Source organism: Haloterrigena turkmenica DSM 5511 (genome assembly GCF_000025325.1).
GTDB lineage: Archaea > Halobacteriota > Halobacteria > Halobacteriales > Natrialbaceae > Haloterrigena > Haloterrigena turkmenica.
Window position 1 is genome coordinate 927,966 of record NC_013743.1, and the last position, 12,648, is coordinate 940,613.

The 12,648-nt window shown below is 65.5% G+C and carries 11 protein-coding genes and 1 pseudogene; 6 read left to right on the plus strand and 6 right to left on the minus strand.

Annotated features, from left to right (window positions below):
- Positions 1-165 precede the first annotated feature (165 nt).
- Positions 166-618, minus strand: coding sequence for a hypothetical protein (locus HTUR_RS04495; protein WP_012942115.1), 453 nt, complete (start codon positions 616-618; stop codon positions 166-168).
- A gap of 178 nt (positions 619-796) precedes the next feature.
- Here HTUR_RS04495 and HTUR_RS04500 point away from each other — a divergent pair, with 178 nt between their 5' ends.
- Positions 797-1,207 carry a hypothetical protein gene (locus tag HTUR_RS04500; RefSeq protein WP_012942116.1) on the plus strand — a complete coding sequence of 137 codons (411 nt, stop codon included), beginning with the start codon at positions 797-799 and terminating at the stop codon, positions 1,205-1,207.
- 39 nt (positions 1,208-1,246) lie between these two features.
- Here the strand turns inward: HTUR_RS04500 and HTUR_RS04505 are convergent, their stop codons facing one another.
- Both HTUR_RS04505 and HTUR_RS04510 read right to left on the minus strand, forming a co-directional pair.
- Positions 1,247-2,062, minus strand: coding sequence for a mechanosensitive ion channel family protein (locus HTUR_RS04505; protein ID WP_012942117.1), 816 nt, complete (start codon positions 2,060-2,062; stop codon positions 1,247-1,249).
- A gap of 576 nt (positions 2,063-2,638) precedes the next feature.
- Positions 2,639-3,430, minus strand: a complete 792-nt coding sequence (locus tag HTUR_RS04510) for a creatininase family protein (protein ID WP_012942118.1) — start codon at positions 3,428-3,430, stop codon at positions 2,639-2,641.
- Between the two features lie 166 nt (positions 3,431-3,596).
- Here HTUR_RS04510 and nikR point away from each other — a divergent pair, with 166 nt between their 5' ends.
- From nikR to HTUR_RS04525, 3 genes are all read left to right on the plus strand, one after another.
- Positions 3,597-4,025: a nickel-responsive transcriptional regulator NikR gene (nikR, locus tag HTUR_RS04515; RefSeq protein ID WP_012942119.1), complete on the plus strand. Its 429-nt coding sequence runs from the start codon at positions 3,597-3,599 to the stop codon at positions 4,023-4,025.
- 56 nt (positions 4,026-4,081) lie between these two features.
- Positions 4,082-4,459, plus strand: coding sequence for a cupin domain-containing protein (locus HTUR_RS04520; protein ID WP_012942120.1), 378 nt, complete (start codon positions 4,082-4,084; stop codon positions 4,457-4,459).
- A gap of 205 nt (positions 4,460-4,664) precedes the next feature.
- Complete coding sequence (locus HTUR_RS04525) at positions 4,665-5,060, plus strand: hypothetical protein (protein ID WP_012942121.1); 396 nt, start codon at positions 4,665-4,667, stop codon at positions 5,058-5,060.
- 127 nt (positions 5,061-5,187) lie between these two features.
- Here the strand turns inward: HTUR_RS04525 and HTUR_RS04530 are convergent, their stop codons facing one another.
- Positions 5,188-6,219, minus strand: a complete 1,032-nt coding sequence (locus tag HTUR_RS04530; protein WP_012942122.1) for a DUF4382 domain-containing protein — start codon at positions 6,217-6,219, stop codon at positions 5,188-5,190.
- Between the two features lie 279 nt (positions 6,220-6,498).
- Here HTUR_RS04530 and HTUR_RS04535 point away from each other — a divergent pair, with 279 nt between their 5' ends.
- A complete protein-coding gene (locus HTUR_RS04535; protein ID WP_012942123.1) occupies positions 6,499-7,650 on the plus strand; it encodes an acyl-CoA dehydrogenase family protein in 1,152 nt (383 codons plus the stop codon).
- A 196-nt stretch (positions 7,651-7,846) separates the two neighbouring features.
- Positions 7,847-9,807, plus strand: a pseudogene (locus HTUR_RS04540) (PAS domain S-box protein).
- On the opposite strand, the gene HTUR_RS04545 reads toward HTUR_RS04540, so the two are convergent.
- Both HTUR_RS04545 and HTUR_RS04550 read right to left on the minus strand, forming a co-directional pair.
- Positions 9,804-10,376, minus strand: a complete 573-nt coding sequence (locus HTUR_RS04545; protein ID WP_012942124.1) for a HalX domain-containing protein — start codon at positions 10,374-10,376, stop codon at positions 9,804-9,806. The pseudogene HTUR_RS04540 and the gene HTUR_RS04545 overlap by 4 nt on opposite strands.
- A 247-nt stretch (positions 10,377-10,623) precedes the next feature.
- Positions 10,624-12,597 carry a 3-hydroxyacyl-CoA dehydrogenase/enoyl-CoA hydratase family protein gene (locus HTUR_RS04550; RefSeq protein ID WP_012942125.1) on the minus strand — a complete coding sequence of 658 codons (1,974 nt, stop codon included), beginning with the start codon at positions 12,595-12,597 and terminating at the stop codon, positions 10,624-10,626.
- Positions 12,598-12,648 lie beyond the last annotated feature (51 nt).

Consider the following 12,648-nt stretch of genomic DNA (forward strand, 5'->3'; position numbering starts at 1 on the left):
TCCCGACAGCATAAGTTCAGCGTCAGCCGTAGAGACGTGCGAGTCGGAGACACGGCTCCCGTCCATCGAGCGCGACACGCTCCGCCGCGACCGACGCCGACCCGGTCGTGACGGGCGATGACGTCGCCGGAGACGGTCGGGCGTCCGTCGGCCGAGTCGACCGCGTTACTCGTCTCCGCCGTCCGCGAGAACGCGTTCCTCGGGCGACGGTCCTCCGGGATGGACGCCGTAGCTGGCGAAGCCGTACAGCACCGTCACGGCTACCGCACAGCAGACGACCGCGCCCGAGATCGACTCGAGGACGAGCGGGACCGGCGGGACGGCGAGCGCGTCGCTGACGGCCGCCGCCGAATCGCTCGCGGGGGCCGCGACCAGCGCGTAGGGCAGAAACGCGACGAACGCGACGACCCACCAGCGCTTCGCCGCCAGTCGGAGTCGATCGACGCCGTAGTCGCGGACGAAGTTCGCGACGCCGGCGACGCCGAGCGTCATCAGAAGCAGGGAGGGGAGCAACCGGTGCGGCGAGTCCAACCCGGTATTACTCGCGACGCCGACGGCCACGAGCGCGACGGAGCCGACGAGTACCGGGCGGAGGGGTGACGTGAACGGGCGGTTCATGGCTGCAAATCGGTAGCGAGCCGTTGTACAAAACGTTCTCGAACTCGGCTCGCTCGACGACGGGGGACGTGACCACGGCACGGTCGCGGTCGACAACAAAGAACGTATTACCGGTGTCGACGAGACGAAGGTAAGAACGAATGCGGTCCACAATTCGATCGACCCCGGAGGGCGATTCGTGCAGTTCGTAAAACGACTCTGGAAACGACACGTACGGGAACGGCCGGACGAGTATCAGGCGTACGTGTCCCTCCCGACGAGCGACGACGACCCGTCGTTCGGGGAGGTCCACGACTGTATCGAACGCCTGGAACACGTCTTCGAAGGCCGCCTCGACGTGTACGCGCGAGTGCGACGGCTCGCGGTCGTTTCCGACCCCGTCTCGGCCGACCGGTTCGACGCCGACGCGTTCGAGGCCGCCCTCGAGTCCCTCGAGGACTGTTACGAGACGCGCTCGCTCGCGCGAGTCGAGAAGTGGCGGCCGTCCGACGACGGCGTCGTCAAGTCCTACGTCGTCGTCCCGGTCAAGCCGCTGTTTCCTCGCGATCGAACGGCCGACGAGCCGCGGGTCGAGTCGGTCGTCGAGTGACGGCGGTCGGCGCGGCGGACGGTGATCGTCGCGCGACGATCAGTCGTCGTCGGTCGGGCCAGGTTCGGAGCCGGTGTCCCGGTCGGAGCGGCGGGACCGGCCGCTGGCAGACCGGTCGCTTCCGGTCGAGCGGCCGCCGCCCGACGCTTCTTCGTCGGGCGTGACGCTGGCGGTGCGGCCCATCCAGTTGCCGATGTTCTCGGCGACGTAGTCCTTGCCGCCCCAGCCGAAGGCGACGCCGGCGCCGATGGCGACCGCCGCGGCGAGGCCCCACGCGAGCGCTCGCGCGAAGACGTAGAGGATGCTGACGTCGATCCCCATCGTGTCGAGGCCGATGACGATGGCGGTGAAGTAGAGGAACATGCGGGCGCCGTTGGCGAACCAGTTCCCGTAGACCGTCTCGGCCGCCGCTCGCGTCCGCTCGATGATGTCACCGACGAAGTCGGCGACGACGAAGCCGATGACGATGACGAGCAGTCCGGCGATAAAGGCCGGCAGGTACGAGACGGCCGTCGAGATCCACTCCGACAGCAACTGGATCGCGAGGGCGTTGGCGGCCGCGAGGATGGCCAGCGAGTAGACGAACCACTTCGCGAGCGATCCGAACGCGCTGGAGACGGCCCGCTCTGTTCCGCCGAGGATGCGTCCCAGCGGCGTCTCGAGGACCATCCTGTCGAGTTCGATTCCGTCGGCGAGACTTCGGACGGCTCGCGCGGCGACGCGGCCGATAATCCACCCGATGAAGAGGATTACCAGCGCGCCGACCAGCCGCGGGAGGAACGTGACGAGTTCCGCGATCGGGTCCTGTAACCAGTCGGGAACCGGTCCTTGCTGGGCGAGTTGCGGTTGAACCATACACTGGAGCGTGGTCCCCACGGCGTTTCGTAATTGTGTCCCTATCGAACTGTAATGAAACCAACCCTTTCGACTCGGCGATTGAACATCGATCGAAGTGTCTGTTATCCCGAATTGCGCGTCGAACGGACGGTGGCGGGTCGATAGTGGTTTCGAGCCGCGACGACGCGGACACCACCGGCAACGACGCAGTAGTCGTCCCGCCGTCGTGCGATAATGTGGGTTTGGCGTTCCCGTCGCCGACCCGCCGACAGATTACGCGACGGGACCGTCGAATTCGGAGCCGAATCCCGAACGGTAACTACCGAGTTTCACGCATGACTGTTCCCGGGAGTGGCCGGGCGCCGAGACGGAACTCGAGGTCGGTTCGAACCGCGATGCGTCGCAATTCGTCGGCCAGTTCAGATCAGCCGGCCGCGATTGCTCGGCCGGCGGACGTTTCGACGTCCGGCGTACCCACCGGACGTAATAATGGATTAGCAACGACAGCGATCCGCCTCGGCCGTGACGGCCGAGCGCGGGCGTGGAATCGGCGCCGATTCCGGCTGAAACCGTCTCCGTGGCGTTCACACCGCGCTAGCCGCGGTGTTCCGACCGCGGCTCGAGGTGGGGTTCCGGCATGAGCTCCTCGAACGGTCGGTCGTCGAGCCACTCGAGCAACGCCACCAGTTGGTCCGTCGCGGCCTCGAACAGTTCTTCGCCGATCTCGGGGGTCGCGTCGGTCTGGTCGCCGAAGATGCCGTTGGGGCTGTTCTCGATGCAGTCGTAGAACGTGGTCGCGCCGTGAACCCGTTCGGCGTCGTAGTCGAAGACCGCGCCGCCGTCGCGGGCCTCCTCGAGGCGGTCCGCGTGGACGAGTTCGTTCGCGATATGCATGATCATCGCCGTCTCCTTGGGGCCGCCGTGGGGGCCGGGGGTCTCGAAGACCTCCTCGATCAGTTCGGGGATGGACTCGTCCCACATCCACTCGATGGCGTAGGCGGTGCCGTCGTCGTGGAGCCGCCGGCCGACCTCCCGGAGATGAGCTACGTTGCCGCCGTGGGCGTTGACGTAGACGATGCGATCGATGCCGTGGTAGGTGAGGTTTCGCGAGAGGCTCTCGACGTAGTCCCGGAAAACGGGCGCCTCGACCCACATCGTCCCGGGGAACTGCCGGTGGTGGGAGCTGACGCCGATCGGGATCGGCGGCGTACAGAGGTAGCCGGTTCGATCGGTCGCTTCGCGGGCCAGCGCCTCCGCGATCATGTGATCGGTTCCTTCGGGGAGGTGCGGGCCGTGCTGCTCGGTCGAGCCCAGCGGGACGACCGCGAGCGACTCGTCCGCGACGTAGTCGCCGAGTTCCGGCCAACTCCGGTTGGCGAGGTACATAGTCGACGCTCCCTGCGGAGCCGGAAAAGGGTGGGTGCCGCGGAACCCGTCGCCGCCGTCGGTTCGACCCCGCTCGCGCCGCCGGACCGACGGCGTTGCTATTTGATTCCCTTCAAAACGGGCATTTATGATAACTCTTAATAGAACACACTGACCGAATTATTATATGGCAGTCGTTAGCGTCTCGATGCCGGACGAACTCCTCGAGCGACTCGATCAGTTCGCGGACGAACACGGTTACACCGGCCGGAGCGAGGTCGTCCGCGAGGCCTCGCGGAACCTGCTCGGCGAGTTCGAGGACACCCGTCTCGAGGAGCGCGATCTGATGGGGATCGTCACCGTCCTCTTCGACTACGAAACGACCAGCGTCGAGGAACAGATGATGCATCTGCGCCACGAACACGAGGACCTCGTCGCCTCGAACTTCCACAGCCACGTCGGCGACCACTACTGTATGGAACTGTTCGTCCTCGAGGGCCAACTCGAGGATATCTCGACGTTCGTCGGAAAGATCCGCGCGACCAAGGACGCGCTGACGGTCGACTACTCGGTAATTCCCGTCGACGATTTCGATCCGTTCGCACAGGGCAACTGACACCTCTGTTCCGGCCGAACGACTAGTTTTACTGCACGCCAGTCGAACACACGGATATGACCTACCGGAAGGTGAACTACGAGGATGTCGAGCAGGTTTCGAGCGCGATGCACTTCCTGTCGGATCCGCTAGAGACCGAGCAGGTGGGGGTGACGGTCGCCCGCTGCGATCCCGGCTGGAACAGCAAGCCGCACGATCACACTGAGAACGGTCACGAGGAGGTCTACGTGCTGATCGAGGGGGAAGCGACAGTCATTATCGACGACGAGCCGGTCGCGATGGAGACCGGCGACGCGCTGTGGATCCCCCCGTCGTCGACCCGCCAGATCCGCAACGGGGATGCGGAGAGCGCGTTCGTGCTCGTTAGCGCCCCGAGTATCGCTGAGGAAGACGGCGACGGCGGGGAGTGGTCGCTCTCGGGCTTTGCCGGTTGAGGTCGCGGCGCCGGCTCGATCGAACCGCGCCCCGCGGGGGTGTCGCGATCGATCGGAATCGGCCGACGAATCGAGAGACAGCGGGACGGTTTTGTGCCTCGCCGTGGTTTCGACGTCCAGGTGACCGCCGATCTACTCGAAACACCACGCCGCCATCTCGCTCGTCGTCGCCGGCGTTCTCGCCGCCGTACTGTCGCCGATCAGCGTGCTGGGTGTCGAACTCCCCACTATCGCGGTCGTCGCCTACGGCACCGCCGCCGGCGTGCTCATCGACGTCGATCACTTGCTCATCGCGCGGATCAAGACCGGGAGCTGGGACGCCGTCAGGTTCTGTCTCACGAATCCGATCGCGGCCGTCGCCGACCAGGGTCAGATCTTCGAGCACGGCGACGTCGGCGTCCTCTCGCGGCTGTTGAGCCACCTCCTCATCATCGGCACCGTCGTCCCGCTGCTGGCGCTCGCGAGTCGCTCGCTCGCGATCGTGACCGGCGTCGTCCTCTACGTCCACGTGGTCTGTGACGTGGTGTGGGACCGCTGGCGACTCGAGGACCACGCGGCCAACTCGGCCTCGATCAACGAACTCGTTCGGGAGCTTCGATAGCAGCGTCGGCACTCGGCTACCGTCCGTACCGTCTGAGCGACGCCGCCAGTGACGCGACGTCTCGCAGCGAACGCAGTGAACGGCGACCCGACTCCGTCGCTGCCGCGGTTCAGTTGCGCCGTCGGAACTACGGGTTCGCCTCGCTCTCGGTGCCGTCGTCTGCATCGCCGTCGTTCGTCTCGTTCCCGTCGGAGCCACCGGTATCGCCGTCCTTCTCCTCGGCGTCGCCACGGCCGTCGGCGTCCTCGTCGCTATCGTCGGATTCGTCGTCGACTTCTTCGACGTCGATGTCTTCGCCCGCGACGCCGCTTTCCGAGATAACGGGTTTCAGGTTGTAGCCGCCGTTTCCTTTCTTGACTACGTTGATGTCGAACACGAACTCGAGGGGCTCGTCCTCGCGAACCTCGAAGGAGTGGACGATCTGGAGTTTCTCGCTGGGTACCTTCACGGGCACCGTCTCGCCGTCGACGACGCCCTCGACGTCCGCGACGTGGAGTTCGATCTTCTCGTAGCTCCCCGCCGAGAGGCCGCCCTCGAAGACCGAGATCGCTTTGTCGCCGACGACCTGCGTCAGGTCGACCGTCGCGCCCTCGAGGTCGAGCCAGTAGAATCCGCGGCGTCGCTCGACGTCGGTCTCGCTCGAGTCAGAATCGTCGCTCGCGTCGGATTCATCACCGTTTGCGTCCGATCCGCCGTCGTTTGCATCCGATTCATCGTCGGATCCGTCGGCCGTCGATGCATCGTCGTCACCGTCGTCGGACGATCCCTCCTCGGCCCCGTCGTTGGCCGTTTCCTCGCCGTCGGCTTCGGCGTCTTCGCCATCGGTCTCGGACTCGGTATCCTCGCCGTCGTTCGCGTCCTCGCCCCCGCCGTCGAAGATGCGGGCGCTGTCGAAGGAAACGTCGAGTCGATCGAAGTCGCCGATGTCGGCGGGTCTGTCGCTGACGAGTAGCCGGAAGTTCGCCCCGTCGGCGGTCGTCGATCCGTCGGTTTCCTCCTCGTCCGGCGCGTCGCTCGAGTCGTCGGACGTCGTATCGCCGGCACAGCCGGCCAGCATCGTCGCGCCGACGGTCCCGCCGGCGGCGATGAACGTCCGGCGGTCGATATCGGGGTCGAAGGTCTCGTCGTCTCGATCGTCGTTCGCTCGCTCGGTCGTCATACGCTGCCCGTCGAATGCGGGTTGCTAAAAGGGTGACAGTCGTTCTGAACGGACAGAACGGTTCACGATCGTTTCCGACGGCGACCACCGGCAGGGAGAGAACCCGACAGAACGGTTGAGCGCTCCGCAGGACGCCGTTTCGACGGGCGGCGATTCGTCGTCGCCCGAGAGCGGTATCGAACGGCGACGCCGACGGGTCGGACCGCCCCGCCGCCGGCCGATCCGTGGCTTGCAACGGATCACCGCACCTATATTTATCGCGCCGCCCTGTGACGGAACATGGAACTGCTCGACGACAGCATCGTCCCGGAGCACGCCCGCGACGTCAAGGCCGAAGCGCGGGAGTTCGCGCGCGAACACATCGAACCGAACGCTCAGGAGTACTACCAGGCCGGCGAGTATCCAGAGGAGATCCTCGAGGCGGGTCAGGAGGCGAACCTCGTCGCTCAGGACATCCCCGAGGAGTGGGGCGGTCGAGGGTTCGATCTCCCGCAGCTGCTGGCGCTGACTGAGGAGTTCTACCGCGCCGACGCGGGGATCGCGCTGACCCTCCAGTTGGCGAGTTTCGGCTGCAAGATGACGGTCACCTACGGCACCGACGACCAGTGCGAGCGGTTCATCCAACCGGTCGCCGAGGGCGAGCAGCGCTCGGGACTGGCGGTCTCCGAACCCGACACCGGCAGCGACCTCGCGGGGATGGAGACCACCGCGGAGAAGGACGGCGACGAGTACGTCCTCAACGGGGAGAAGTACTGGATCGGCAACGGTGTCGAGGCCGACTGGATCACCCTCTACGCGCGAACGGGCGACGACGAGTCGAACCCGTACGGAAACTACTCGCTGTTTATCGTCCCGACCGACACCGACGGCTACGAGGCCGAACACATCCCCGAGAAGATGGCCATGCGCGCCTCGAAGCAGGCCCACATCGAACTCGAGGACTGCCGGATCCCCGCGGAGAACCTGATCGGCGAGGAGGGCGAGGGGTTCTGGATGCTCGCAGACTTCTTCAACCACGGTCGGATCGCCGTCTCCGGCCACGGACTCGGCCTCGCGGCGGCGGCCATCGAGTCCACCTGGGAGTTCGTCCACGACCGCGAGCAGTTCGGGCAGACGATCAGCGACTTCCAAGCGGTCCAGCACGGCCTCGCCGACATGCTGCTCGAGTTCGAGAGCGCACGGTCGCTCGCCTGGCGGGCCTGTGAGAAGGTACAGAACGGGGAGAACGAGGGCTACTGGGCGGCGGTGTCGAAGACCAAGACGACCGAGACCGCGACCGAGGTCGCCGAACAGGGGATGCAGTTCCACGGCGGTCGGTCGGTTCTGGACGAACGGCGGATCGCCCGCGTCTACCGCGACGTCCGCATTCCGGTCATCTACGAGGGGTCGAACGAAATTCAGCGCAACCTGATCTACGGACAGGCGCCATGACGCCGGCTCGGCGGTGACCCTCGCCTCCGGCGACCGTCGGCGCGTCGATCGGTCGATGCGTCCGCGAACGCGTCCGAAACCGATCGATGGTACGATAACGTGACGAACACGTCGAAAGAACAATCCGTTTCGCCGCGTTAGCCAGTGGTATCGACGACCGATAGTGACTCCGTGTGAGAAAGAGTGACCGAGTGACATGAGTCGGCCACGCGTCCTCTGTGTCAGCAGCGATCGATCCACGCGTGCGTCCGTCACGCTCGCGTTGACCGACGCGCCGGTCAACGTCGTCATCGCCCAACAGACGGACGAAGCCGTCGATCGACTCGAGCGGGGATCGATCGACGCCGTCGTCATCGACGCGAGCACGGTCGCGAACGTGCCCCGTCTGGTCGACGCCGTCGAATCGGAGGCGCCGTCGACGCCGACGTTCGTCCACTGGGGCGACGACGAGAGCGACGCGTCCGTCGCCGTCTTGAGCGAGGTGGTCGCTCGGACCGACGAGACCGACCGGCCCGATCGCCTCGCCGAGACGATCACCGAACGCGTCGGCGCCGACTCGCGAACCGCGCCCGACGACCTCGAGACGGCCGAGACCGCCTCCGAAACGGGCGGCGACCTCGCGTCGCTTCCCGACGACATCGCGGCGATCGTCTCCGCGGTCAGGCGGCGGCTGGTCGACGTCACCTCCCCCGTCGACGTCGAGCGAATCCTCCGCGAGGAGTTCACGGCGACCGCCCGCTACGCGTTCGCCTGGGTCGGCGAGTACGATCAGGGCGAAGGGGAGATCGTCCCCTGGCTGACCGATCCCGACAGCATGGAGTGGCCGATGCAACGCACCTTCGGGATCGGCGACGGCGACCAGCCGCTTCTCGAGCGAGCGATCCGAACGGACGAGTTCCAGAGCCACCAGCACGTCGCCGAGCGGCGCGGCGCGGTTCCGTTCGGCGAGCACGCCGTCGATCGCGGCGTCCGCGCCGCCGCCGTCGCCCCCCTCGCCTCGGGCGACGAGCGGTACGGGGTGTTCGTCGTCTACGCGCTCGAGACGCTCTCGGAGGCCGAACGGACGGGAATCGAGATGGTCGCCGAGACGGCCTCCCACGTCCTCGAGACGATCGCGATTCGGGGCCAGCTCGAACAACAGGAGCGGGCGCTCCAGCGGTACGAACGACTCGTCGAGACGGCCGGCGACGGGATGTACGTCTTCGACGAGCAGGGTCACTTCATGACCGTTAACGACGCGCTGACGGAGATGACCGGCTACAGCCGCGAGGGGCTACTCGGCGAGCACGCCTCGATCGTCTTCGACGAGGCCGACGTCGAGGCCGGCCGAGAGATGATCCGCTCGCTGCTCTCCAGCGGCGACAGTACGGACACGGTCGAACTCACTCTCGAGACGAAAGCCGGCGAGCGAATTCCTTGCGAGGCCCAGATCGCCGTCCTCGTCCGCGACGAGGAGTTCGTGGGCTCGGTCGGCGTCGTCCGCGATATCACCGAACGAAAGCGCAGCGAGCGAAAACTCCGCGAGCAGAACGAGCGGCTGGACGCCTTCGCGCGGATCGTCAGTCACGACCTGCGCAATCCGCTCGGCGTCGCACAGGGCTATCTCGACTTGCTCGAGGAGACCGAGTCGCTCGAGTACGCCGACAACATTAGTGACGGACTCGACCGGATGGAGGCGATCATCGAGGACGTTCTGGCAATTGCGCGCGACGGGGAGTGGGCGAGCGATCACGAACCCGTCGACCTCGAGTCGGTCGCTGACGACGCCTGGGAGTACGTCTCGACGGCCGACGCGACGCTTTCGGTCGCGGAGACGACAGCGATCGAGGCCGACCGGTCGCGGCTGCTGCGCTTACTCGAGAACCTCTTCCGGAATTCGATCGAGCACGGCGGCGGGGACGTCGCCGTTCGCGTCGGCACTCTCGAGTCCGAGGGCGGCGCCGGTTGCGGGTTTTTCGTCGCGGACGACGGGACGGGGTTACCCGAGGAAATCAGCGACGACCTGTTCGATCCGTCGGTCTCGACGTCCGCCGATGGGCTCGGGATCGGGCTCTGGGTCGTCAGAGAAGTCGCTACTGGACACGGCTGGTCGATTACCACGACCGAAAGCGTCGACGGGGGGCTCGGTTCGAGTTCGAGTTCGACGAAGGCGATTAGTGCTCCGACTGCAGGTCCTGAAACGCACCGACGAAGTCGTCGTGGGACGACATTCCGGAGACGGTCTCGTCGACGCGGGCCTCGAGTTCCGCGACGCGGTCACAGAGGTCCTGATACTCCTCGTTGTTCGCGAGTTCCCGATCGGCCTTCTCGGATTCCAGCAGCGCCTTCTTCGAGACGAGCGCGTAGTACTCCTGGATGTCCGATTCGTACTCCGTTCGGTCGGCGACGTCGTCGACGATCTCGATCAGTTCGTCCTTCGAGACCGGTTTGACGAGGTAATCGTCGAATCCCATTTCGATGATATCGAAGTCGGGATCGACTGCCGTCACCATCACCACCCGGGACTCGTAGCCGGCGTCCCTGATTCGCTCGAGCACCTCGTCGCCCGAAAGACCCGGCATTCGGCGGTCCAACAGGACGACTTCGACGGAGTCGGACATCTTCTCGAGGGCCTCTTCGCCGTCGTAGGCCGTGTCGACGGTCCACTCGCTCTGGAGCCACGCGGCGAACAGATCCGCGAGGCGCGCCTCGTCGTCGACGACGAGGATCTCGAGACCGTCACTCATCGGGAGCCCCCTCCGTTCTCTGCATCGTTACAGCCACGGATCACCAATGGTACCTCTTCGTGATAAATCTCGCGACCAGATGTCAGAATTTGGACTGGTTGGCAGATCAACTACCACCTCTTTCGTTCGTATATATGCTGATCGATACGGGGATCTCTTCCCTAAAACTTAGAAAAATAAACAATTATGGTCGGACGGGGCGGACATCACACTGATATGAGGACGGTGGAACTCGTCCGCGATCGGCTTACTTCCCTTCGAACTCCGGCTCTTCGTCTTCCATGAAGGCCGTGATTCCCTCCATGAGGTCGTCGGTCGCCATCAGCTGGCCGAACGCGGAGGCTTCGTACTCGAGACCGGCGTCGGTGTCGTCGCGGCCGGCGAGCATCGCTCGCTTGGCGAATTTCTGGGCGATCGGCGGGCCGCCCGCGAGGTCGGTCGCCAACTCGAGCGCGCGCTCGGTGAGGTCGTCGTTGTCGACGACCTCGTTGACGAAGCCGTAGTCGGCCATCGTCTCCGCGTCGAACCGCTCGGCGGTGAGGATGATCTCCTTCGCACGGCCTTCGCCGACGATGTGTTTGAGCCGCTGCGTGCCGCCCCAGCCGGGGATGAGGCCGAGGTTCAGTTCGGGCTGGCCGAACTCGGAGCGCTCGCTGGCGACACGGAGGTCTGCGCAAGTGGCCAGCTCCATCCCGCCGCCGAGACAGAAGCCGTCGATTCCGGCCACGACGGGCATCTCGCAGGACTCGAGTTTTCCGAACGCTTCCTGCCCGGCCTTCGAGAGTTCGGTGATCTCGAGCGGGTCGGCGCCGCTGCCGGCCATGCTCTGGACGTCAGCGCCCGCGGAGAAGGCCTGCTCACCCTCGCCGGTGAGCAGAATCGAGCGAACCTCGTCGTCGTCCTCGAGGAGGTCGACGGCCTCGGAAAGTTCCTCGAGCAGGTCGTCGCTGATCGTGTTCATCCGGTGGGGCCGATCGATGACGACGTGACCGACGTGGTCGCCGGGGTACTCGATTCGAATCGTCTCGAACTCCGTCGCCTCGTCGCCGCCGTCCTGCTCGTAGAACCCGCCCGCTTCGGTGCGCTCCTCGAGGTAGTCGGCGGGCTCGTAGCGCGCGTGGCCGGTCTCCTCGTAGGCCTCCTCGAGCGCCTCGAGGACGTTCTCGATCCCGAACTCGTCGGCCATCTTGACGGGGCCGTCGGGGAAGCCGGCGCCGAGTTTGGTCGCCTCATCGATCGATTCGGGCGGCGCGACGTCGTTGCCGATCAGTTTGGCGGACTCGTTTGCCAGCGTCGCGATCAGTCGCTTCTCGACGAGCTCGGACTGCTCGTCGGTCGGGATCTGGGCGCCCTCGCCGTCCTCGTAGTCGTAGAACCCCTTGCCGGTCTTCTTGCCGAGTTCCTCGTCCTCGACCTTCTGTTCGAAGAGCGGACTCGGCTCGTAGGCCTCGCCGAGCACCTCGTGCATGTAATCGAGCACGTGATAGCCGACGTCGATGCCGGTGAGGTCGGCGAGTTCGAAGCTCCCCATCGGCAGCCCCATCCCGTACTTGGTCGTCGAGTCGACCTCGGCGATGGTCGCCTCGTCGTCGTGGACGAGCCAGCAGGCCTCGTTCATCAGGGGAACGAGCACGCGGTTCACGATGAAGCCGGGCGAGTCCTTGTGGACGCGCACGGGCGTCTTACCGACGTCCTCGGCCAGCGCCTCGATCGTCTCGAGAGTCTCCTCGCTGCTCTCCGCGCCCGAGATGACCTCGACGAGGTCCATGCGAACCGGCGGGTTGAAGAAGTGCATCCCGCAGAACCGCTCGGGACGCTCGGTGAACTCAGCGAGGTTCGTGATCGAGAGACTCGAGGTGTTCGTCGCGAAGATGGCGTCGTCGTCGGCGACCTCCTCGAGTTCGGTGTAGACGTCCTTCTTGATCTCCATCTGCTCGGGGACGGCCTCGATGACGACGTCGGCGTCGCCGCAGGCCTCCGCCATGTCGACGAGCGGGGTAACGCGCTCGAGGGCGGCGTCGGCCTCCTCCTCGGTGAGCTGGTCGTTCTCGGCGAGCTTGTTCAGTGACCACTCGATCTGCTCGTAGCCGTTCTGGACGAATTCGTCTTTGATGTCCCGCATGTTCACGTCGTAGCCCGCCATCGCGACGACCTCCGCGATGCCGTGGCCCATATTCCCTGCGCCGAGAACTGCGACAGTGTTGATATCTTCCAGCTCCATGGTCACAGTTGCAATGTGCACGTGTTTGAACGTTTCCCTCATTCGCACGGG

Coding starts and splice junctions, on each gene's coding strand:
- HTUR_RS04545 (WP_012942124.1), bottom strand. CDS start 10,376: ATGAGTGACGGTCTCGAGATCCTCGTCGTCGACGACGAGGCGCGCCTC.
- HTUR_RS04535 (WP_012942123.1), top strand. CDS start 6,499: ATGGAACTGCTCGACGACAGCATCGTCCCGGAGCACGCCCGCGACGTC.
- HTUR_RS04510 (WP_012942118.1), bottom strand. CDS start 3,430: ATGTACCTCGCCAACCGGAGTTGGCCGGAACTCGGCGACTACGTCGCG.
- HTUR_RS04505 (WP_012942117.1), bottom strand. CDS start 2,062: ATGGTTCAACCGCAACTCGCCCAGCAAGGACCGGTTCCCGACTGGTTA.
- HTUR_RS04550 (WP_012942125.1), bottom strand. CDS start 12,597: ATGGAGCTGGAAGATATCAACACTGTCGCAGTTCTCGGCGCAGGGAAT.
- HTUR_RS04520 (WP_012942120.1), top strand. CDS start 4,082: ATGACCTACCGGAAGGTGAACTACGAGGATGTCGAGCAGGTTTCGAGC.
- HTUR_RS04495 (WP_012942115.1), bottom strand. CDS start 618: ATGAACCGCCCGTTCACGTCACCCCTCCGCCCGGTACTCGTCGGCTCC.
- HTUR_RS04530 (WP_012942122.1), bottom strand. CDS start 6,219: ATGACGACCGAGCGAGCGAACGACGATCGAGACGACGAGACCTTCGAC.
- nikR (WP_012942119.1), top strand. CDS start 3,597: ATGGCAGTCGTTAGCGTCTCGATGCCGGACGAACTCCTCGAGCGACTC.